The sequence below is a fragment of the Coleofasciculus sp. FACHB-542 genome (assembly GCF_014695825.1).
Taxonomy (GTDB): domain Bacteria; phylum Cyanobacteriota; class Cyanobacteriia; order Cyanobacteriales; family FACHB-T130; genus FACHB-T130.
The window spans coordinates 31390-54751 of record NZ_JACJPB010000057.1 but is presented as its reverse complement, the minus strand read 5'-3'; the positions used below and the strand labels follow the sequence as shown (position 1 = coordinate 54751).

Sequence of the window (23362 nt, the reverse complement as noted above, 5' to 3'; positions counted from 1 at the left end):
TTGTCAATGCTCCCTGACTGATTGGTTCAAAGAACGCCTTACTTCTAGCTTATATTTTCCCGTGGCGACCAAGCCAATTTTGTCTTTAAATTGGGCTTGACCCAGTTAGCAAACCATGCTTTTTGTCACTTGTCAATTGTCAACGGGTAGACAGGCGACGAATCTCGTCTCTCGGTCAGTTGTTGATGTTTTTACCACTCACTCAGGCAAGGAGGCGGTACCAAAAAAGCCTCTACGATGACTGGCTGCTAACCAAGGCGGTTTGCCGAGAGCGTAATTCTAGATATACCAGTAAAGCGTTGATATCAGCCGGATTGACGCCGCCAATTCGAGCTGCTTGACCAATCGTGAGCGGTTGCACTTGCGCTAACTTTTCACGAGACTCCTTCGAGAGAGTCTCGATCGCTGCATAATTTAGATCCGGCGGTAGCTGGCGGTTTGCATGACGGCTCACTTGGTCAATTTGGTGCTGCTGACGCTGGAGATACCCAGAGTATTTGAGATCGATTTCTGCGCCTTCTTTCTCCACGGAGTCTAGACTGGGGTTGCTCAGTCCGTAACGATCTAAGTCAACGTAATGGAAACCAGGGCGTCGTAGCAAATCAGCCAGAGTAATCGAGCCTTTGATGGCTTGTTGGGTGTCAGACGCGATCGCCTTCCCGATCTCATCATGCTCCTTAATCCGCGTCGAGTACAACCGTTCCTTCTCAGCAGCAATATTCGCTTGCTTGTGTTGAAACAACTCCCAGCGACGGTCATCAATTAAGCCGACTTCCCGACCCAGAGGCGTCAAGCGCTGATCTGCATTATCCGACCGCAGTAACAACCGATACTCAGAACGGCTAGTCAGCATCCGGTAAGGTTCCCGCAAATCTTTGGTACACAGATCGTCCATCAGCGTCCCGATGTAACTGTGTTCGCGCGGGAACACAATCATTTCTTGATTGCGGACAAATCGAGCTGCGTTAATTCCCGCTACAATGCCTTGAGCAGAGGCTTCTTCATAGCCGGTCGTGCCATTAATTTGCCCAGCACAAAATAATCCCTCTACCTTTTTGGTCATCAGTGTCGGATAGCACTGAGTTGCGGGTAAATAATCATACTCCACCGCGTAAGCTGGACGCAGCATCGTACAGTTTTCTAGACCGGGGAGACTTCGCAACATTTGCAACTGCAAATTCTCTGGCAATCCCGTCGAAAAGCCTTGAATATACAGTTCTGGAATATCCCGTCCTTCCGGTTCAATAAAAATCTGGTGGCTTTCCTTATCGGCAAAGCGCACAATTTTATCTTCAATGCTGGGACAATAACGCGGCCCCTTTGCATCCACCCAACCGCCATAAACTGGCGATAGGTGCAGATTTTCCCGAATAATCCGGTGAGTCTCCGGTGTCGTCCGGGTGAGATAACAAGGCATCTGCTCCCGTTCTACCCAAACTGAGGGGTCAAAGCTGAACCACCGCACCTCCGTATCACCCGGCTGGGGTTCCAAATTAGTATAGTCTAGCGATCGCTTATCGACCCGTGCTGGAGTCCCCGTCTTTAGTCGCCCTGTTTCAAACCCTAGCCGATTCAAGGTTTCCGTCAACCCAACTGCGGCAAATTCCCCCGCACGACCTGCTGACATCGACTTGTTCCCGACCCAGATGCGACCCCCCAAAAAAGTGCCCGTCGTCAGGATGACTGCTTTGCAACCAAACGCCACACCAAAGTAAGTCTCGACGCCAATCACTTCATCGTTAGCGCCCATTACCAAATCTGTGACCATGCTTTCGCGGATTGTCAAGTTTTCCTGGTTCTCGACAATCTCCTTCATCACCGCCGCATATTCCCGTTTATCCGTCTGCGCCCGCAATGCCCATACCGCAGGCCCTCGCGACGAGTTCAGAATCCGCTTTTGTAGGTAAGTGCGATCCGCCATTTTCCCAATTTCCCCACCCAACGCATCGATTTCGTGAGTCACCTGGGACTTGGCAGGGCCACCGACTGCTGGGTTACACGGTTGCCAAGCAATTTTGTCCAAGTTAAGGGTCAGCAGCAGGGTACGACAGCCCAATCGTGCTGTAGCGAGGGCAGCTTCGCAACCGGCGTGTCCGGCTCCGACTACAACAACATCAAAAGCGTCTTGAAATTCTACGGGCGTGTGCATGGTCATTAAAAGCATCTGAGCATTTGAGACTCATACATAATCTTAGCGGTTAGCATTGATGTCAGCGTTTGCTCTAAATTTTACGATTGGCAGGAGTTGTGTAGGATGACTCAAGTAAACTCAACCCAAGCTCAAGAAAAGTTTCCAGAACTCATTACTCGTGTTGGCGAGTGTGGAGAGCAGTTTGTGATTGAACAGGAAGGTCAAGCCGTCGCTGTACTTATTAGTTATGCTGACTTAGAACGATATGAGGCTTTGAAAATAAAATGGTGGGAACGATGGGGCATTAAGCGTTTGTGTGTTGACTTGCTCAACGGGCTTATAACTGGTTTTATCCTGGGAGCAATCATCAGCTTAAGTGTAGAACCAAAACCATTTCCAGTACAGTTTATAATAACAGCAAAAAATGGAGCTGTTTTCGGAATCCTTTGTGCTGTTTTTATTTCTGCGTGTGCTGTTTTCATTTCTATTATTTCAAAACTATTTAAAATATGCTTCGGTTTTTTTAGACCCTTTGTCGCCCGCTATATTGATATTGTTCAAATAATTATAAAAGAAGTGCAAGAGGTTATTACGCGGCTAGGTCTTGTCTTAATTTGCATACTTCTATTGCAAGCACTATCCAATTTATCAAATTCCTTACATTGGTCTTTATTTACAGGAGAAGTTCCAAATCTTTTTAGTATATTTGGAATCGCCTCTTTAGGCTGGATTGCAACTTCAATTACTAAAGATGAAGAAGAATCATGTAGAGAAGCTTTTTCCAGGTTTTCCGTTATCTTGACTTTTGCTATAGGTTTGCAAATACTACAATTTACCTTACAAGTTCTAATGGGATTTTTCCACTGGCATGCTCTAGATAATCTACCACAATTAACTGGTTTATTGGGAGGGGCTTTATTAGGCTGGTTGATAAACTCAATTACTGAGGGGGAGCCAGGAGTAAGTGTAAGAATTATCAGAATTGTACTTTTAGCTTTGGGTTTAAAAATAACACAATGGGTATTTAGCGTGTTTGGTTGGCATTTAATAGATAGTCTGGCTGAATATATGGCTATTGTTGGAGGTGCTTTTTTTGGCTGGTCTGCACACCCATTGCGGCTGGACAAATATATTGTTCAAATCCTTATAAAAGAAGTGCAAGAGGTTATTACGAGGCTAACTTTTGTCTTAATTTTCATGCTTCTATTGCAAGCATCATCAAATCTTTTACATTGGTCTTTGTTTACAGGAGAAGTTCCAAATCTTTTTAGTATATTTGGAATCGCCTCTTTAGGCTGGATTGCAACTTCAATTACTAAAGATGAAGAAGAATCATGTAGCGAAGCTTTTTCCAGGTTTTCCGTTATCTTGACTTTTGCTATAGGTTTGCAAATACTACAATTTACCTTACAAGTTCTAATGGGATTTTTCCACTGGCATGCTCTAGATAATCTACCACAATTAACTGGTTTATTGGGAGGGGCTTTATTAGGCTGGTTGATAAACTCAATTACCGAGGGGGAGCCAGGAGTAAGTGTAAGAATTATCAGAATTGTACTTTTAGCTTTGGGTTTAAAAATAACACAATGGGTATTTAGCGTGTTTGGTTGGCATTTAATAGATAGTCTGGCTGAATATATGGCTATTGTTGGAGGTGCTTTTTTTGGCTGGTCTGCACACCCATTTCTTGAAGGTGACCAAGTGTACTTGAGAGATGAAGACCTAGGGATCGCAGAAGCCACGTTAACCAATTATCTCCCTCCACTTCAGGAAGAGGATGAAGCTTGAATATGGGAGATTTTTATCTGGATCTTGAGCCTTTTACAGGTGCGATCGCCTTCATCAACTAAGATGCCCTAGCCAAGGGGTGCTTTGTTCGCTTTGCCTTTAGTGCTTTTGCATCCCCTCAAGCCTTAGTCAACCGCGATCGCATCTTTAGCCATGTTTCCTGAGAAAGGGTAACAAAATATACTCATAAGTTTAATTTATAGTCTCTAGGAGAGCAGATTTCGTCATAACCAGGACATCTGGGTGATAGAAGTGGTAGTTAATGGTGAACAACTTCCAAATCTAGGGCCTGTATAAAGAAAGTTGAAAGTTCGTGAAGTATTTTTTCCTTTCTGATGGATGGACTGTCGGTCGAGTATGGGAATTCGGTGGCTTGTGGAACGAAAACTCCTGGCGACGCAAACCCGAAATTCAGCAAATGAACCTTTGCATCTTCGAGCAAGGTGAAAAACTGTGGCTGTATCGAGTAGAAGACGCCATTCTCATGGTCGAAGTCAAACCTACAGCTCATGTCCCAACTGAGTCAGCCAATCAGAATATTGGTCAAGTAGTGCTAAAACGCTTGATTGATGCTGAAGAGGTCATCCAGAGAATGAACGAGTCAGCAGCGTTACCCCAACTCAGCAGCACCCAGGAGTCGGGATGAAAGGTTAAGAATGCGATCGCTACCTTAATCCCAACTGTCAACCCGCTTGCAATGGATTCTAACAATAGTTACACTTCTTTAAATGGTAACTCCCCTCGGTCTTCCGACCTAGGAATGGCGTGAACCTGGTGTGACGAGGCCAAAAACCTCATCGACATGATAAATCGTGTCTGTAACATCTGCCGAGGTAAAACATCAAGTACGCGAAACTCTCATGCAAAAAGCCTGCAATCGGCATGGCTTTTAAAGCTAAGAGTAGGTAACATAATCTTTCATTTTCACTTTTGCCTTGTGAAACAGTCCCGCAGTCTTGCAAGAGAGCTTCTCTGGCTTAGATTATGGTAAACAACGGCAAATCGCACATAAAAAAAGAAGCGTCGAAGTAGACACTTATTCATCTGAGGAGGAGCGTAGTCAATGGGACTACCCTGGTACCGAGTACACACAGTCGTCCTGAACGATCCAGGTCGATTGATATCTGTACACCTGATGCATACTGCCCTCGTGGCAGGCTGGGCCGGTTCGATGGCCCTGTACGAACTCGCAATTTTTGACCCCAGCGACCCAGTCCTGAACCCCATGTGGCGTCAGGGGATGTTTGTACTGCCATTCATGGCTCGCTTGGGTGTAACCGAATCCTGGGGTGGTTGGAGCATTACTGGCAGCTCAGGAAACTACCCTGGCGTATGGTCATTTGAAGGCGTTGCTGCCGCTCATATCGTCCTTTCCGGTCTGCTGTTCCTGGCTGCCGTCTGGCACTGGGTTTACTGGGATTTGGAACTGTTTAGAGACCCCCGCACCGGCCAACCAGCGCTCGACTTGCCAAAGATGTTTGGCATTCACCTGCTTTTGTCGGGTCTTTTGTGCTTTGGATTCGGTGCATTCCACCTGTCGGGGCTATTTGGCCCTGGTATGTGGGTTTCCGACCCCTACGGTATCACTGGCAGCGTCCAACCTGTCGCGCCAGAGTGGGGACCCGATGGCTTTAATCCGTTCAATCCTGGCGGTGTCGTCGCTCACCACATTGCAGCAGGTGTCGTAGGAATTATCGCTGGTTTGTTTCACCTAGCAGTTCGACCCCCAGAGCGGCTCTACAAAGCTTTGCGGATGGGGAACATCGAAACCGTGCTTTCCAGCAGTATTGCCGCTGTATTCTTTGCCGCCTTCGTTGTGGCAGGTACGATGTGGTACGGCAGTGCTACAACTCCGATTGAGCTGTTTGGTCCCACCCGCTATCAGTGGGATGGCGGTTACTTCAAGCAAGAAATTGACCGGCGCATTCAAGCCAATATTGCTGAAGGGGCGAGCGCTTCCGAAGCTTGGTCGCAAATTCCAGAAAAACTCGCATTTTATGACTATGTCGGAAACAGCCCTGCGAAGGGTGGTTTGTTCCGCGCAGGTCCAATGAATAAAGGAGATGGGATTGCTCAGGCTTGGTTAGGGCATCCAGTATTCAAAGATGCTGAAGGTCGGGAATTGTCGGTACGTCGTCTTCCCAACTTCTTTGAAACCTTCCCCGTGATCTTGACCGATAAAGACGGTGTGATTCGCGCCGATATTCCGTTCCGTCGGGCAGAATCAAAAAATAGCTTTGAGCAAGCGGGTGTCACCGTAAGCTTATACGGCGGTGCTTTGGATGGGAAAACTTTTGATGACCCCGCTAAAGTGAAGCAATTTGCTCGGAAAGCTCAGCTGGGTGAGCCTTTTGCATTCGACCGCGAAACGCTGAATTCTGACGGGGTGTTCCGCACCAGTCCCCGTGGCTGGTTCACGTTCGGACACGCTGTATTTGCTCTGCTGTTCTTCTTCGGGCACCTCTGGCATGGCTCTCGGACTCTGTTCCGGGATGTGTTTGCTGGGGTTGAGGCTGACCTGGAAGAGCAGGTTGAGTGGGGTCTGTTCCAGAAAGTGGGTGACAAGAGTACCCGCAAGAAGGAAGCTGTCTAGAAATGTAATCAGGCGAAAGGCAAAAGTTAAGTATTTTTCTTTCGCCTTTTGCCTTATTAGTTTTTCTTGACAAGGTAGACTGGTAGTAAAGCAAACAATCAGGAAATTCTGATATGGAAGCCGCTGCTTACATTTTGATTTTGACCCTCGCATTGGGTACTCTCTTCTTTGCGATCGCTTTCCGCGAACCTCCTCGGATTGAGAAGAAGTAGTTCGCACCTAAAGCTCGCAGCACTACAACTTAATATGTAGGAAAAGCTACTGAGCCGCAACTGTCTTAACCCTTGTATTTCCACAAGGGTTAAGATAATAACCGGCTCAGCTTTTCCAATTTTAGGTATTTCTTTAGTAAAGTGGCAGATAATTCTAATCCTTCCTCACGCTCGTCTATCCAACAAGCGAGGACTTTTTAAAATGCAATGTCCTTTATGCCAGTACACCGATAGCCGTGTCCTTGAGTCCCGTTCTACAGAAGCCGGACAAAGTATCCGGCGACGCCGCGAGTGTTTGAAGTGCAATCATCGCTTCACTACCTACGAACGCATTGAATTTGTTCCAATTACGGTGATCAAACGGGGAGGTCAGCGAGACTCCTTTGATCGTTCCAAGTTAATTCGTGGGATTGTTCGAGCCTGTGAAAAAACCGGCATCCCCCAAGGAACTCTGGAAGTATTGGTTGATGAAATTGAAGCAGAATTACAGCAGCGCATCATCAGAGAAGTCACCAGTCAAGAAATTGGGGAATTAGTCCTCCAGCGTCTGCAATCTATCAGCGAAGTTGCATATATCCGTTTTGCCTCGGTCTATCGGCAGTTTCAAGGAATTCGAGATTTTGTGGATACCTTGAATCATCTGCGAAGTCATGGCAGTGGAACAGAGGAAGACACTGAACTAACAGATCCTCTCGAAAATAATAAGTCTTCTTTATCAGAGCCTGGTGACACAGCAATCCAGGCTTCTTTGTTTATTGGTTATTAGTAACTAGCAGTTGACAAAACTGCTATAGTATGCATTAGAGATGCGGTAGGTACAGCCGAACATTTTTGAATTCAAATTTATCTAGCTTTCGTCCTGGCGACGTTGTAATTGGTAAAGCGATCGCTCTGGAGCCGGAAGGCGCTTTAATTGATATTGGCGCACCAACAGCTATTTTTCTCCCAATTCGGGAAATGTCAATCAATGAGATTGACTCACCAGAAGAAGTCTTGCAGCTTAATGAAACCCGTGAATTCTTGATCGTGAACCAATACGATGAAGTGGGGAATTTGATACTCGGTCTTTCGATACGACAGCTTGAGAAAAAGTTGGCTTGGGAACGAGTGCGTCAAATGCAAGCAGAAAACGTCACAGTTTACGCCATAATTTTTGAAACTCATCGCTTTGGCGTATCAGTTAAAGTTGAGGGGTTGCGCGGCTGTGTTTTACATTCTCGTCTCGATACCCGTAAGCCGAAAGAAGAGTTAATGGGAGAAGAAATCCCTATCAAGATCGTTGAGGTAGATGAAGACCGCGATCGCTTGTTTGTTTCCCATCGACTAGCACTGTATCCAGCAGGGATAAAGCATTTAGAAGTTGGTCAAGTTGTTACTGGGAGAGTACTTGCACTCAAGCCGTATGGTGCATTTATCAATATTGCAGTCATTAACGCTCTGCTGCACATTTCCGAAATTTCCCACGCTGACTTTGACAAACCTGAAAGTATTTTTAAGGTCGATGATGAAATAAAAGCAATGATAATTTCGATGGATGCTGAGAAAGATCGCGTCTCACTCTCCACAAAAGCACTAGAACCCGAACTAGGTGATATGCTGAAAAATCCTCAGAAAGTCTATGAAAAAGCTGAGGAAATGGCGGCAAAGTACCGCAACCAGATGCAGAAATAGTAGTTGTTGCCTCAGATGTAGTCTTTAGCTGAAATACCGCTTACCTACTGCTAGGGAGCAATTTTAGCCAAACGGAGGATGAGCAAATTAAGTTATAATATCCTGTCTGGACAACTTCTCGCTCCTAGAAAATCTCATACAATAGGTTTGGCGAGAGAGCTATGTAGGTGTAAACTGCACGCGGTAAACGTGGGCGTACATCGACAGGAGGCACAGTTAAATACGGAGATAACACCAGGAAACGATACGCATGGTCAATCAGAAAACAACCGCTACAGCAGATATTGGATTTTCTCACGAAGATTTTGCGGCCCTACTCGATAAGTACGACTATCACTTTAATCCCGGTGATATTGTCGCCGGTACCGTGTTCAGTTTAGAGCCTAGGGGCGCTCTGATTGACATTGGCGCTAAAACAGCGGCTTACATTCCGATTCAGGAGATGTCAATCAATCGGGTTGATGCTCCGGAAGAAGTGTTGCAGTCCAACGAGACGCGAGAATTTTTCATTCTGACCGACGAGAATGAAGATGGACAGCTAACCCTTTCCATCCGCCGCATTGAGTACATGCGAGCATGGGAGCGAGTCAGGCAGTTGCAGACAGAAGACGCTACAGTGCGATCGCTTGTCTTCGCTACCAATCGCGGTGGCGCGTTGGTACGGATTGAAGGATTGCGCGGGTTTATTCCTGGTTCTCACATCAGCACTCGCAAACCCAAGGAAGATTTGGTTGGTGAAGAACTACCGCTAAAATTCTTAGAGGTAGACGAAGACCGCAACCGTCTAGTTCTGTCACACCGACGGGCGCTAGTCGAGCGGAAGATGAATCGTCTGGAAGTGGGCGAGGTCGTTATTGGAACAGTACGAGGCATCAAGCCTTATGGTGCATTTATCGATATTGGCGGCGTCAGCGGACTGCTGCACATCTCCGAGATTTCCCACGACCACATCGACACACCTCACAGCGTCTTCAATGTCAATGATGAAGTGAAAGTGATGATCATTGACCTTGATGCTGAACGGGGACGGATTTCGCTCTCCACCAAGCAGCTAGAGCCAGAACCAGGCGACATGATCAAGAACCGCGATCGCGTCTATGACATGGCGGAAGAAATGGCGGCTAAGTATCGGGAGCAGATGCGAGCCAAGCTGCAAGGCACTACGATACCTTCTATAGAAATCGGCGTTTCTGACGAAGAAGCGCTACCTCCTATCGAAGATGAAGACGTGCCACCTGCTACAGAAGAGGCAGAAGTTCCACCCGCTATCGAAGCTGAAGAGGTGCCACCCGCTACAGAAGAGGAAGAAGAGTCACCTGATACAGAAGCTAAAGAGCTGTCACCTGCTATAGAACAAGAGTAATTTTGTTAGGAGACAGAGAAATTTCAGATTTGAAATTTGAAATTAGTAATGACCAAAGAGGGAATTTCCCTCTTTTTTTATTGCAGTTTAATGAGTTGAGGGGGAAATTTTGGTAACAATTCGCTGTCGAGAGGTCACGTTCCCGAATATCCAGGCGGTAATTTTTGACAAGGACGGCACCCTAGAGGATTCGGAGTCATTTTTGAGAAAGTTGGGGCAAAAGCGATCGCGCATTATAGACGCTCAAATCCCCGGAACCGGAGACCCTTTATTAATGGCGTTTGGCATTAATGGAGATACTCTCGACCCTACAGGGTTATTAGCAGTAGGCAGTCATGGAGAGAATGAAATTGCTGCTGCTGCTTATATTGCTGAGACCGGGCGGGGGTGGCTGGAATCAAGAGCGATCGCTCATCGCGCCTTTAATGAAGCAGATCAATTTCTAAAAGATGCTGCCCCTTCCCCCTTATTTGTCGGTTCTTTGGAAGTGCTGCAACTTCTGTTTCAAGCTGGCTTAAGATTAGGAATTTTATCAGCTGCTTCTACGTCACGAGTAGAAGCATTTGTCAAACGCCATCAGCTCTCGCCCTACATCCAGCTAGAGATGGGAGTGGATGAAGGTCCCACTAAACCCGATCCAGCTTTATTTTTGCAAGCTTGCCAGAGACTGGGAGTTTCACCCAGCAATACTCTGATGGTGGGAGATTCTGCCGGAGATATTCAAATGGCACGTCAGGCGGGTGCCGCTGGTTGTGTTGGCATCTGCTGGGGAAAGCCGGAGGCGGCGCATCTAGAAAGTGCAGATGTCGCGATCGCGCAACTCGACGAAATTCAAATTTTGGATGCTAATGGCTAATCGGTGAGAACCCCTGACACCCGTTAGCCATTAGCTATCAGGCAAATTCCCAAAGCGATCGCGATAACGAGCTAACAGGTTTTCCATATCAGCAAGCTGTTGTTGAGCAAATTCCCGCTGCTGGCGCTCTTGTTCGGCTCGTTGGCGTTCTTGTTCGGCTTGTTCTTCTGCATGCTGTCGCCTCTGAGTTTCCTGCTTGAGCGCCTGCATTAGCTCATCGGCAATTAGCAACTTTTTCCTAGTATCTTCTCGGTAAAAGCCAAGTAGTTTCCCTTTTAGGAAAGCCTTGGGAATAGTCAAGAAACTGGTTAGCAAGAACAGTTGCCTGACGCTCTGCCAAGTATTGTTTGAGGACTTCCAAAGTCGTCAAAATGGCATAGAGATGGTCATAGGTTTCTGCTACTGGTTCACCATCGGCACTAGGGGAAAAGATTTCTCCGGTTGGGCTGTCGGTAAAATTGCTGTCATCACTAGCACCGTCTCAGCGTCACCGATTTATTTGTAATTGGCATGAGCGCGATCGCTTTCGTGTCCACCAAGAGCGACTATTCTGATAAAAATCATCGAAAAATTCCCGCTACAAAGCGAATCCCGATGTCTTCCCACTGTAACGCCAAATACTAGGGCAGCCGATTCGCTTCATCAAAGCTTTATCAAATAAATTGACCATAATAGCGATCGCGTCTCAATGTTTTTAGGATCGCAGGTTAAAATAGCTTAACTTAACTCAAATCACTGCCCTAGCAAGAGCCATCATCCCAGGAGGAATTGCCCTTGTCTCGTCGCTACCTATTTACGTCTGAATCTGTTACTGAAGGTCATCCCGATAAAATCTGCGATCAGATTTCTGACACCATTCTAGATGCGCTACTGACACAAGACCCCAGCAGCCGCGTCGCCGCAGAAGTCGTCGTCAACACCGGCTTAGTGCTAATCACAGGTGAAATTACCACCAAAGCTCAAGTAAATTTCGTTAACTTAGCCCGGAAAAAAATTGCAGAGATCGGCTACACCGATGCCGATAATGGCTTCTCTGCCAACAGCTGCTCAGTCTTGGTTGCCTTGGATGAACAATCCCCAGATATTGCCCAAGGTGTTACCACCGCGCAGGAAACCCGCGAAGAAGCCAGCGACGACCAATTAGACGCCATTGGCGCTGGCGATCAAGGCATCATGTTTGGCTTCGCCTGCAACGAGACACCGGAACTGATGCCCTTGCCGATCAGTTTGTCACACCGAATTTCTCGCCGCCTTGCAGCAGTTCGGAAAACTGGACAATTGCCTTACCTGCGTCCAGACGGCAAAACTCAAGTAACGGTTGCCTATGAAGGTGGGAAACCCGTTGGGATTGACACCATCCTGATTTCCACCCAGCACACCGCCAACATTGGTGAAATTAGCGAGCAATCCGCAGTCCAAGCCAAGATTAAAGAAGATTTGTGGGCGGCGGTTGTACAACCCGTTTTTGCGGATATGGCGATTCAGCCGGACGAAGAAACCCGCTTTCTAGTCAACCCCACTGGCAAATTCGTCATCGGGGGACCTCAAGGCGACTCTGGTCTGACTGGGCGGAAAATTATTGTTGATACCTATGGCGGCTACTCCCGTCATGGTGGCGGTGCCTTCTCCGGAAAAGACCCGACAAAAGTAGACCGCAGTGCGGCTTACGCTTGTCGCTATGTGGCTAAAAACATTGTGGCGGCTGGCTTGGCAGAAAAATGCGAAGTCCAGTTGAGCTATGCAATTGGCGTTGCTCGACCCGTCAGTATTTTGGTAGAAACCTTCGGTACCGGCAAAGTAGACGATGAGCGCTTACTGGAACTGGTGAAACAGAACTTTGAATTGCGCCCAGCGGGGATTCTCCAAGAATTCAAATTACGTCACCTACCCAGCGATCGCGGCGGTCGTTTCTACCAAGATGTCGCTGCTTATGGTCACTTTGGACGGACGGATTTAGATTTGCCTTGGGAACAAACTGACAAAGCAGCACTCCTGCGGGAAGCAATGACCGAGTGTGAAGCGACTGCTTAACCCTTGTACTTCAAGTACCTGAATACCTCGAAGCTTAAAGCCGAAGAGATGCTTGCTTTGAAAAAAGCAGTTTCCTCTCGGCTTTTTTGTGAGGGTCAACAAAAAAGTTTAGATAAAAAAAACTTAAAATCTTCTAGGCTAATTTTCAACTAAATAAAATGACTGCTTAATGAGAAGTCAAATGCTTAAAATCTCTCGCCTACAGGCATTATTACCCTATTTGACCTTGTTACTTTGGTCAGTCCCTTTATTGCTATTCAGTCACGAACAGCAAAGCCTAATGGCGCATGATGAGGGACTTTACTCTTGGCGAGCTAAATTAATAGTGGAGTCTAGCAACTGGTTAAAGCCCTCTATCGCTAATTATGGTAAAACTCCCGGTGCCTATTGGTTGATTGCCAGTTCATTCTCGCTGTTCGGCATTAGTGAGGCAACTGCGCGAATACCGAGCATCATTGCTGGCATCATTAGCGTGATATTGGTCTATGAAATTGGGACAATTCTGTTAAGTAAACGAGCTGCATGGTTAGCAGCGGCAATTCTAAGTGTTGAGTTTTTTTGGTTTCAATATAGTCGATTAGCCGTTCCAGATGTGCCGATGGTTTGCATGGCACTTTTGGGTAGTTGGTCTTTATTAAAAGCTGAACGACATCCAAAATATCAAGGTTTTTGGAGCTTTGTCGCTGGTATAAGTTTAGGCCTGGGCTTCTTAATCAGAAGCTATATGATTTTTTTGCCAGCGATCGCGCTGTTACCTTACCTAATTTGGGAGCATCGTCGTCACCGACATCTCACAAATCCCATGCTCTATTTAGGCTTTGTAGTTGGCTTCATTCCAACAATTGTCTGGCTTTTGAATGGTTGGCTGCACTATGACAAAGATACTTTTCAGGAATTGTTCCAGTTTATTTTCAGGCTTAGCTCAGATGAAAGTGATGGAAATACTTGGCCTTACTATTTCTGGAATATTCCAGCCAAAGCGTTTCCCTGGCCTTTTTTCAGTTTGTTAGGTATAGGCATTTGTTTACGAAATTTACTTCCTCGACAGAAGCTAATATTAGTGGGTCTTCCGCTGATTCTGTTTGTAGAAATCAGTTTTTTCTCGACTCGTTTGCCCCATTATGCTTTGGCTCTTTATCCTTTTGTGGCTTTATTGGCAGGACTTGCTTTGGATTGGCTTGCCAGGATTTATGAGAACAAATCGCCGCGAAAATGGCTTCCGCAAAATCTCAGTTATGCCTTTGGGGGGTTAGCTTGCTTATTAGTGTTAGCAGGTGTGGCGTTGTACGGTAGTTTTCCGATTCCTGGCGTGAAAGGGGATGCACAAATACAAAAGTATGGAGCGATCGCTCTTGGTTTGGGGTTGGGTTGGCTAATGTTACCAGCGGTATGGATGGGTCGTTATTACTTTGGCAAGAAGTTTTTAACGGCTCGTTATTGGTTAGCAGCTTGGTTGGTAGGACCTTGGTTTGCTTTAGCCGTAGCGGGAAGCACGGGTTTAATTGGAGATTACAACCCTGAGATCAAGGCATTAATGCAGCAGCCGGAAATTGCTGCTGTGTTACAAACTCATCCAGTGAATTGGATCAGAGGAACGGGAAAAACTGGAGTGCTACTATGCTTTTACACTCACGATTTGGCGAAACAGGTTAAACAAGTTTCAGAGCTGCAACCGTCTAGCTACGCTTGGATTAGATCAGAACAACTCGCCAATTTATCCTCGCCTTACCGAGCGATCGGGGAAGTCCGAGAGTGGCAACTTATTCAAGTATTGCAGTAAGCGATCGCTACAGCTTCATTAGCGTTTAACGTTCATTCAGGTCAACGCAAATGCAGGGATGGAAACAACAACTCCATCGGTTGAAAAAAGAAACCTACGCAATTTACTTGGCTTGTAAAGATCCCAGAGTTCCTTGGTATACAAGGATATTGGCTGGGTTGATCGTCGCCTATGCCTTTAGTCCGATCGATCTCATTCCAGATTTTATCCCAGTCATTGGTTATCTAGACGATCTGATTCTTGTGCCGCTGGGAATTTGGCTGGTACTGAAGATGATTCCCCCAGCCGTGATGGCGGATTGTCGGGAAAGAGCAACAAGCGCGATCGCTCAAGATAAACCTACGAATTGGATTGTTGCCTTTATTATCGTGGCTATCTGGTTTGGGTTAGGGACTTTAGGTGTAATTTGGATTGGACGCATCCTGAAACGTTAAGCCGCTCTTTAATAGCGAATTTGCAAGGTAACGGATGAAATAATCTTCTGTTCGCCACCCACAACCGGCGTGTCAGCAGCCTGATTTCGAGGGGATAATAAAGCCTGCTCGGAGGCGATGACTGGCTGTGGTGGATTGACTCCATTGATTTGAATGCTGACAATTTCTCGCTGATTGAGAGCGAGTGCCCCCAACGCCGCTGCTGCTTGCTTTTGGGCGTCTTCGGAGGCTTTTTTAATCGCTTCCTGTTGAGCCTGCGCGATTGCTTCATCCGCAGCAACAAGATTAACGCCATCAATTCGTGTTGCACCGGCTTTGATGGCATCATCTAACAGCGTCCCGGCTTTTTCATGACCAGTCCGAAAACTTACAATGTTGGTGCCGATATATCCATTGAGGGTTTGCTTACCGTCTTTGAAACTATAGTTAGGAGCGAGAGTAATCCCAGTCGTTTTTAGTTCTTCCACCTGACGGGATTTCAGCAGTTTCACTACCGCAGAAGAGCGTTGGGCGACTTGCTGCTGAACTTCCTGAGAAGTTTTCCCCTGAACTTCCACACCCAAACGCGCTTGCGCGATCGTTGTCGGAATGCTGACATCTCCTTTTCCGGAGACAGTCAGGCTTCTGGGTAGTTTCTCTAGCGTCGGGGCAGATTGGCAGGCACTCAGGCTGAGGATACCCAGCGCTAGAGAAACAATTTTTACACGATTCCAGAAATTCGGCTTAGCACTACACGGGAGAAAGCGATTCATATTTTGGAACACAAATTAGAACAACAAATAATCTCGTGTTCCTAATCTGGCACTGTAGCTTTCGAGTAGTGCTTTAGGTTACATTTTTGGAAACTTAACCCTTTCCTCGATCTTGTTTAAAACACCATACAAATCACATTGGCTCAGCGGTGGTGCTGTTATAAAAGAAGTGGAGCTAAGGGTCGAGCGAGACTCGACTCGATCTAATAGGGCTGATTTGGTCATTTTTAGCAGCAAGGCAAGGAATTTGTGCTGATGCAACCTCAAGAGCCAACCGCTGCTGACGACACCACAGAGAGCCAAAAAGTTTTAGCGACTCAGCCGCTCTCGACCGACCGCCACTCGCTAAAATCTCTCTTACCTTGGAAACCGAAAGCCGGTTCTTGGCGCATCCACCAAAAGATTGGCTACGGCTATTTCCTAGCAATTGCGATTGGCTTTTTCGGTTCGCTAGCTGGGTTAGTAATCGCAGACTATTACCAAGGGCAAGGCGTCAAACAACTCAATGATGCCCACGTACAAGCACAACTGCTCGGAAATTTTAAGGATGCGGTCATCGAGGTGCAATTACATGGTTCGCATTTAGCTGCTGTACTAGAGGATTCACAACAGCTGCAATTGGAAAAAGCGCAATTTTTCGACTGTGTTAGCAAAGCTAAGAAGTTGAGGTTGGAAATTGAACGCTTCATCAAGAGCAACCCTGCCTGGTTAGCAGCAACCCCCGACACAATACAGGAATTATTGCAGGCTTACACGACTACTTTGGACTCCTACGTTCAGCAAACTGAGTCTAGCTTGCAACCAATTGACCAATTGCAATTGCAGCCAAAGGCGGTTGAGTCAGCGCGACGGCAACTACTCATCGCGATCCGTGGGGAGTCAGCGATGACTTTAGAGGGCTTCAATGCACAATTGAGCAACCTCCTTGACATGGCTCAAAAGCAGGAGCAGCAAGGGAGAGAAGTGATGGAGAATGCTCAAGGACTGGAGAAAATCATTATTATCTTGAGTATGCTTGTTTCGGTTGCGATCGCAGGGACGATGGCGCTGCGTACCAGTCGCGCGATCGCTCAGCCAGTCGTCACGGTTACTCAAGTGGCTCAGCAGGTAGCACGGGAATCTAATTTTGATCTGCGTGCCCCTGTCACCACTGGCGATGAAATTGGGTCATTAGCCACTTCTCTGAATCATCTCATCGAACGAGTATCCGAGCGTACCAAAGAATTGCAACAAGCGAAAGAATTAGCTGAAGCTTCTAGTACCTCCAAAAGTCAGTTTCTGGCGAATATGAGCCACGAGCTGCGTACACCCTTGAATGCTGTCATTAACTTGAGCAAACTTCTCGAAGAAGATGCCCAGGATCTCGGCTTAAGCGATGAAGATTTTATTAGCGATCTTCAATCAATTAACTCTGCTGGCAAACATCTTCTGGCACTGATTAATGACATCCTCGACTTGTCGAAGATTGAAGCCGGGAAAATGACTCTCTACCCGGAAACGTTTGATATCAAAATGTTAATTATTAGCGTTGTCATAACAGTAAAACCGTTAGTAGAGAAGAATGGAAATGTCTTAGACGTTCATTGTGACGAGAATCTGGGCACCATGTACGCTGACCAGATTAAGGTGCGGCAGATATTGTTTAATTTGCTCTCCAATGCTGCCAAGTTTACCGAGCAAGGTCGAGTGACGCTGACAGTGCAGAAAGATGAAAGCGCGATCGCCCAGAGTCAACTATCAGCAGCAAGTCTAAAAACCCGAAACTCTGATTCTTCCACCCTACATCCTTCATCCTTGAAAACGTCCTTCATCCTTTTTCGGGTCGCCGATACTGGGATTGGGATCTCGGATGAACAACAACAGCAACTGTTTCAAGCCTTTATGCAAGGAGATGCCTCGACTACGAAAAAGTATGGCGGTACTGGACTGGGGTTGGCGATTAGCCGTCACTTCTGCCAGATGATGGGGGGTGATATTACTGTAGAAAGTCAGGAAGGGATGGGATCTAGTTTCACGGTTCGCCTCCCCTTGAGTTTGTAAAGGACAGGGCTTACGCAAGGGACATTTCAGTCCAGTTTCACCATTGACGTACAGACAGCGGCGTCAAGCCAATGCCCCGAATCACGCGATGCTCATTCCCACTGTATTGCCGCCTGACCAGTATTGTCGCCTGACCAGTTCAATCGAGTCTGAATAACGCTTGTCTAGAACCGTATCATTTTATAGCACTTAGGCATTCTCGGACGGTTGTAGAAGGGGTTCCACGGTGTCCCGTATCATTTTATAGCACTTAGGCATTCTCGGACGGTTGTAGAAGGGGTTCCACGGTGTCCCACAACTTTCGAAGCGTCAACTTCTCGCCACACAGATAGCGATTGATACGAGCGAGCCTAATACCCTCAAGATGATCGACCAATTTCGTGACCGTGTTGTTGACAGGACTGCTCAGTAGATATTGGCAGTAGTCGAGTTTGGTGAAGCTGATCTCCTCAGTTTAAATTGCTGCTGCGTAAGCCCTGTTTAAGCTTTTTGAGCAGTCTTCTTTAATAAGAAGCTCAGGCCTAAGACACAAAGACCTGCCATCGCACTGGGTTCCGGAACAGGATTGGGAGATGGCGCTTGACGAAGCGTCACAGTTAGCAGTTCTGGAGGAATATCTGTACGGAGAGAGCCAATAGTATCTTCTCTTCCGTAACCAATGCGTAATGCATAGTCGTTGGGGTCACTAGAGAGTTGATTGACTAAAGAAAAATTATCAAACCAGAGAACAAAGAAATAAGAGGTAGGAATGGGGACTGGATCCGGTAAATTTAAATCAAAACCTCTGAAAAAGAAGCTCAAACTAGAAAACTCTCCTGGCCCAATTCCACCGCCAAACCCCGCAGAAGTAGTCGCTCTAGTATTCACATTTGCCGTATCAGAATATGGAACTGGCGAACCGTCTATTTTAAGGTCTGATATCGCGTTTGGGAAGAAACCAGCGGTTGGAGAAGAATCCTGATCTGTCACCGAGGTATCTAAAGTAAAAGAAATTTCTTTTCTAAAACTTCTTAAAGAAAAGTCCAACAAAGCAGCTTCAGAGGGAGCTGAATTTATACCCATTGTGAGCAACGCTGCTCCCCCGACAATTCCTGTAACTTTTCTCATTAAACTCATAAAGTGTTCCTCTCATGCAGAATTAAGTTGAAGCCGAGAATGTAGACAGACCCAGCAGTTAGAATTCCTTGCCTACTAAGTTGCAATTAAAGGTGCCCTAGCCAGGTATTGAATACAACTCAGCCGTAAAAGGAAGCCTACTATTCTCCTCTGTGAATTTCTAGTAATTCCACGTAGACTTTACTGAAAAAATAAAAAGTATCCATATATAAACAGCTTATATATGTAAAGACTTATTAAATGTAATTTTATTAGAGTGACCTACCAACGGCTTGTCTAGCCATGAAAGTTAGTAAAAATGGGAGACTTGATGAAAAAAATAAATCATAAATGGACAATTTTTCTAAAGCTTGCCTAAGTATAAATACGTAAATTCATTTAATTCATAATTAAAACTTATAACTTGTCCGGAAATCAGTGGAGAGTGGAGCTTTATTCCAGCTTCATAAAGATTCAGTAGTTACGCAGTTGAGAAAAAAGGGGAGGTGAGGTAGAACTACTTAGGAATGAAGCCAGCGAAAGTCAACCAACCCGATTACATTAACTTCCTGATTGCAACGCAGGATTGTGCGAGATGCTGTTCGTCACTACTTGGCGGCTCCTCGTTTCATTCTTAAGCCAACTGTGTAACTCCTGAGGGAGCTAGAAGCGATACAGTTCGGTTGTTATTTCCACTCGCCTTGCAGTACGAAAGCTGCCCAGTAATAGGGTGCTTTCCATTCCGTTTTTTGCCACATGTCTATCTGTGCTGCTCTCAATGCCGCCGCTGGCTGTAGATTTTTTTCCAGCATTCCTTTGTAAAATTTGGTCATCAATTCGGATGTTGCGCGATCGCTAACACTCCACAAACTCACTACCACTCGCGGCGTACCCGCATACATAAAGCCGCGTGTCAAGCCTACTAATCCTTCGCCTTTGACTTCTTCACCTAATCCCGTTTCGCAAGCACTCAGTACCACCAGTTCAGCTGGCAAGTTGAGATTGAAAACATCGTGCAGTCGCAAGAAACCATTCTGCGATTCCCCTTTTTCATCTAGCAGAGACAGCACCACCCCTGATAATTCTGGATGCACGCTGTTGAGGATGCCATGAGTGGCAAAATGCACGATCCGGTACTGGCTGAGTTCTGGGTTGGTTGCGGAGGCGCGATTGGCAGCAAAATCGAAGGCTTGCTTGCGTTCTGCGGCTGGTACCAGGGATAGAATCTCCTCCGCTTCTTGCCGGGTAAAGGGTAGACGCTTAAAAGTGACATCCGATTCTCTAGCGGATCTTGCTAAAGCACTGAGTGCAAGGTTTTCTCCGATACTCCCCTGCTTCTCTGTCTGCCCTTTTGCTTTATTGACTCGCTCATCGTCACTGCCAAAGACGGGATCGGCTAGCACCGCCACAGCCTTAGCAGCAGGTTTGCGCCCAGCTTGTTCGTGTCTTAACACGGCTAGCGTGGAGGCTGAGGGCAGATTGACGATTTCGTAATTGACTAACAGTGGAGTGGGTGAGGTGGAAGGATTGGCTTTGTTTTCTGTGCTTGGCTGCGTTGGTACTGGTAGCGCGGCAAAGGGGACATACTGCAATGCACCCTCGCTGACAATGAGTAATCGTTTCTTATCTAGTTTCCCAGCCACTTGCCCCAAGAGCATCTGGCTGAGTTTGGTTACGACTTCGGTGCTAGCGGGAGCGAGTTCAACCGCAATGCCTCCCCGTTTATCAGTCGGCTTTCGGGTTTCCAAGCGATAGCCAGGGGTATTCAAAAGTTCATAGAAACCTCGCGCCGCTAACTCAATTTCGGCGCGTTTAGGGAGTTCGCAGCTGGTGATGCCAGTCTTGGTGACTGCCCATAGATAGCTGCGTTCTTCGCCTAGCGAGTATTCCAAAAGCAGCGTATCGTCATCCAGAACCTGCTGCTGAATCTCTGCCAAGGTGAGGGGTTTTGGCTGAGTGAGGGCGGCATAGCGGGGACTTTTAGCGCGGATGTCAGCTTGGGCTTGTCGATACTCTTCTAAGAGATTTTCGCGTTCTCGTTCAATTTTCTCTAGCTGTCCTTTAGTGGGGTTGCTACTGTGTAACTCAACTCGGCGTTTTTCAACAGCATCAAGTTTTTGCTGCAAGGTGCGCTCTTGTTCCAGCTGTTTTGGCTCGACTCCTTGCCGAATATTAGCGTTAGCCTCTGTTAGGAGTTCCAAAAGACTCCGGGCACGAGCGCGTTCCGAGGCGTGCAGTGCCAGAGCATCGTACCCAATAGAAGGCTCTTTTTTGTGCAACTGCATCAGCACGTCGATGTAGAACTGGTAGTAATTCTGCACGGAGGCAAAGTAGGAAGTACGCAGTTCTGGGCTGGTGACTCTGGTGCGTATGTCCTCAACAATTTTGATGGCGGCTTCGATTTGGGTACGGGCTGCGTTGAGATTGCCCTTGTCGCGTTGTGTAATCGCAACCTCATAGAGTGTATATGCTTCCTCCGCACGATCGCCAAACATCCGCCGCAGTGCTAGAACCCGATCGTAGGTTGATAGCGCTTTTTCGTACTGCTTTAATGCATTGTAAACCTTACCCAGATCGCGCAGGTGGGTGGCTTCTCCTTGGCGATCCTCCACCTTCCGATCCCCAGCCACTGCCTTTTCCAGGGCTTCCAGTGCTTTCTGGTAATCCCCCGATTTCAGATAAGCAACACCGCTCATCCCAAATGCATAGGCTTCCCAGGAGGCGTTATTCTGTTCGCGTGACAGTGCAAGGATTTGGTTAGCTGCATCAAGCGCCTTAGAATAATCCTTTAATGATAGGTAAACTGAAGCAATACCTACAAGTGTGGTAACTTGCTGCGGGAAATCATTATTTTGTTTTGCCAGAGCCAGCGATTGATTGTGAAATTCCAACGCTTTTTCATAATTTTTTGCTCCTTGGTAGACGCCGCCCATGTTGGTAAGAGTTAGAGCTTGGTTGGTGCGATCGCCAATACTTTTAAATATCTCTAGCGCTTGGTTGTGTGTATCGATACTGAGCTGATAATCGCCCAATGAACCGTAGACCTTAGCGATACTGTTGAGGGTGGCGGCTTGTTGAGGGCGATCGTTCACCCGACGCTGGATATCCAGGGCTTGGTTGTAAAAGTCCAGTGCCTGCTGCGGCTCATCCATTGACTCATAGATACCAGCGATGTCACGGAGGGCAACAGCTTCCTTAGTGGGACTGGAAATGGCACGGCACAGCACGAGCGCTTGATTTAAGGCATCGACGGCTTTCTGCATTTCCCCCAATTGTTTGTAGGTATTGCTGATGTAGGAGAGAAGGGTCGCTTCCCCGTATCGATATCCCGCCTTTTGGTAAAGCGATCGCGCTTGGTTAAAAAAGTCCAGCGCTTTAGCAAGATCGCCAAATCCTCCTAAGGAATAGGTGAGGCCCATATTCCTGAGAATCTCAGCTTGTTGAGTAAAGTTGAAGGCTAAATCTGTTCCAGATAAATTTCCCTGTGCTGCTTGCCAGAGTTTCAGCGCTTGGTGATGGGAATCCAGCGCCAACTGAAACTGACCCCATTTGAAGTAGACCCAACCAATACCCCCAAGGATATCCGCTTGCCTAGCAAAATCCTTCCTTTGTCGCTGGAGTTCGAGTGCTTGGTTATAAGTGGCAAGCGCCTGTTGCAATTCACCCAATTGGGTGTAAATTATGGCGATAGTGCCGAGTGTTCGGGCTTGTGCAGCAATATCCTTCTCGGCACGTTGAATCTCCAGTGCTTGATTGTAGAAGTTGAGGCTTGATTGAGTTTCGCCTGACTGGAAGTAGAGATTAGCGATGAAGCTCAGTGTAACAGCTTCACGAGAGGGTTTTTTCTCAGATCGAAACAGCGACAGGGCTTGATTGTAATATTCCAGCGCTTCTTGCTTTTTGCCTAACTCCAAGTAAACACCACCGAGGGAATTGAGTAGGGAAGCTTCCTCAACACTGGTAAATGCAAGTGCTTGCTTGTAGGTGTCGAGCAGTTTTTGTTTGTCGTTTGAGTTAGCGCTAGCATTATCCGCAGAGGCATGAGCGATCGCGTCCTGAAGGCGGTTTTTCAACTCGCGCCTGACAGCTAACCCCCGCTCGAAATAGTCCAGCGCCTTCTGAGGCTCGTCTTGGTCAACATTGTAGATGGTACCGATGAGAGAAAGAGTCAGTGCTTCCCAACTGCGAGCCTCATACGGCGGAGCTTCGTTAACCGCCAATTGCTGCCAAATAGAGAGTGCTTCTTCGTATTTGGCAAGCGCTTGTTGCTGAGATTCTACCGTTCCTTGTTTCTCTAGTTGTTGTCCTTGCTTTATCAGTTGCAGTCCCTGTTCGTAAGTTTGTTGCTCATCAGTAGTCGTTGCATTTGGCGAGGAAGTCGCTGGCTGCTGGGCGATTGAAACGCTGGTTGCCTGTGCCCTCACTGATGACAACAATAGAACAGTTACAAATAACGCCAAACTACGATAGATAGAAGCTGAAAACGATATAGGAAGTAACAATAAGAGCGATCGCCACCCAATCAACTGCCGTTTGCTGCGCTTAGCCATGCCTACACCCTCACGCTCAAAATCGCCACTACTCTAACCGATGGTGAATCGCTGTCAAAATCTACA

General features: G+C 46.9%; 16 protein-coding genes and 1 pseudogene. 12 read left to right on the top strand and 5 right to left on the bottom strand.

The genetic code is table 11. The annotated features are described in order from the left end of the window. Nucleotides 1–232 precede the first annotated feature (232 nt). The gene (mnmG, locus tag H6F52_RS23545; RefSeq protein WP_190536910.1) at nucleotides 233–2155 is read right to left on the bottom strand and encodes a tRNA uridine-5-carboxymethylaminomethyl(34) synthesis enzyme MnmG; all 1923 of its coding nucleotides are present in this window, start codon (nucleotides 2153–2155) and stop codon (nucleotides 233–235) included. Nucleotides 2156–2254: 99 nt separating this feature from the next. Here mnmG and H6F52_RS23540 point away from each other — a divergent pair, with 99 nt between their 5' ends. From H6F52_RS23540 to H6F52_RS23505, 8 genes are all read left to right on the top strand, one after another. Then, complete coding sequence (locus H6F52_RS23540) at nucleotides 2255–3919, top strand: type II toxin-antitoxin system Phd/YefM family antitoxin (protein WP_190536909.1); 1665 nt, start codon at nucleotides 2255–2257, stop codon at nucleotides 3917–3919. 313 nt (nucleotides 3920–4232) lie between these two features. Beyond that, nucleotides 4233–4565: a hypothetical protein gene (locus H6F52_RS23535; RefSeq protein ID WP_190425142.1), complete on the top strand. Its 333-nt coding sequence runs from the start codon at nucleotides 4233–4235 to the stop codon at nucleotides 4563–4565. A 417-nt stretch (nucleotides 4566–4982) separates the two neighbouring features. Next, nucleotides 4983–6512 (top strand): photosystem II chlorophyll-binding protein CP47, encoded by a 1530-nt coding sequence (gene psbB / locus H6F52_RS23530; RefSeq protein ID WP_190425144.1) that lies wholly within the window; start codon nucleotides 4983–4985, stop codon nucleotides 6510–6512. 113 nt (nucleotides 6513–6625) lie between these two features. Further along, complete coding sequence (locus tag H6F52_RS23525; protein ID WP_190411294.1) at nucleotides 6626–6724, top strand: photosystem II reaction center protein T; 99 nt, start codon at nucleotides 6626–6628, stop codon at nucleotides 6722–6724. Between the two features lie 202 nt (nucleotides 6725–6926). Continuing rightward, on the top strand, nucleotides 6927–7490 hold the full coding sequence (gene nrdR, locus H6F52_RS23520) for a transcriptional regulator NrdR (RefSeq protein WP_190526488.1): 564 nt from the start codon (nucleotides 6927–6929) through the stop codon (nucleotides 7488–7490). 65 nt (nucleotides 7491–7555) lie between these two features. Further along, a complete protein-coding gene (locus H6F52_RS23515; protein WP_190536908.1) occupies nucleotides 7556–8395 on the top strand; it encodes a S1 RNA-binding domain-containing protein in 840 nt (279 codons plus the stop codon). A 250-nt stretch (nucleotides 8396–8645) separates the two neighbouring features. Next, a complete protein-coding gene (locus H6F52_RS23510) occupies nucleotides 8646–9758 on the top strand; it encodes a 30S ribosomal protein S1 (protein WP_190433695.1) in 1113 nt (370 codons plus the stop codon). Between the two features lie 109 nt (nucleotides 9759–9867). Next, entirely contained in the window at nucleotides 9868–10614 is a 747-nt protein-coding gene (locus H6F52_RS23505; protein ID WP_190536907.1) for an HAD family hydrolase, read from the top strand. A 30-nt stretch (nucleotides 10615–10644) separates the two neighbouring features. Here the strand turns inward: H6F52_RS23505 and H6F52_RS23500 are convergent. Continuing rightward, nucleotides 10645–11082 (bottom strand): annotated as a pseudogene (locus H6F52_RS23500) (hypothetical protein). Between the two features lie 306 nt (nucleotides 11083–11388). Between H6F52_RS23500 and metK the strand changes: the two are divergent. The 3 genes from metK to H6F52_RS23485 all read left to right on the top strand — a co-directional run bounded on the left by metK (nucleotide 11389) and on the right by H6F52_RS23485 (nucleotide 14859). Beyond that, nucleotides 11389–12645: a methionine adenosyltransferase gene (gene metK, locus H6F52_RS23495; protein ID WP_190411289.1), complete on the top strand. Its 1257-nt coding sequence runs from the start codon at nucleotides 11389–11391 to the stop codon at nucleotides 12643–12645. A gap of 181 nt (nucleotides 12646–12826) precedes the next feature. Next, nucleotides 12827–14425, top strand: coding sequence for a glycosyltransferase family 39 protein (locus H6F52_RS23490; RefSeq protein ID WP_199300696.1), 1599 nt, complete (start codon nucleotides 12827–12829; stop codon nucleotides 14423–14425). Nucleotides 14426–14475: 50 nt separating this feature from the next. Beyond that, complete coding sequence (locus H6F52_RS23485; protein WP_190536905.1) at nucleotides 14476–14859, top strand: YkvA family protein; 384 nt, start codon at nucleotides 14476–14478, stop codon at nucleotides 14857–14859. Between the two features lie 8 nt (nucleotides 14860–14867). Here the strand turns inward: H6F52_RS23485 and H6F52_RS23480 are convergent, their stop codons facing one another. Then, complete coding sequence (locus tag H6F52_RS23480; RefSeq protein WP_190411286.1) at nucleotides 14868–15611, bottom strand: SIMPL domain-containing protein; 744 nt, start codon at nucleotides 15609–15611, stop codon at nucleotides 14868–14870. Between the two features lie 255 nt (nucleotides 15612–15866). Here H6F52_RS23480 and H6F52_RS23475 point away from each other — a divergent pair, with 255 nt between their 5' ends. Beyond that, entirely contained in the window at nucleotides 15867–17651 is a 1785-nt protein-coding gene (locus H6F52_RS23475) for an ATP-binding protein (protein WP_190536904.1), read from the top strand. Nucleotides 17652–18131: 480 nt separating this feature from the next. Here H6F52_RS23475 and H6F52_RS23470 read toward each other — a convergent pair whose 3' ends face one another. Both H6F52_RS23470 and H6F52_RS23465 read right to left on the bottom strand, forming a co-directional pair. Then, a complete protein-coding gene (locus H6F52_RS23470; RefSeq protein WP_190536903.1) occupies nucleotides 18132–18767 on the bottom strand; it encodes a PEP-CTERM sorting domain-containing protein in 636 nt (211 codons plus the stop codon). A 665-nt stretch (nucleotides 18768–19432) separates the two neighbouring features. Beyond that, the gene (locus tag H6F52_RS23465) at nucleotides 19433–23296 is read right to left on the bottom strand and encodes a CHAT domain-containing protein (protein ID WP_190536902.1); all 3864 of its coding nucleotides are present in this window, start codon (nucleotides 23294–23296) and stop codon (nucleotides 19433–19435) included. Nucleotides 23297–23362 lie beyond the last annotated feature (66 nt).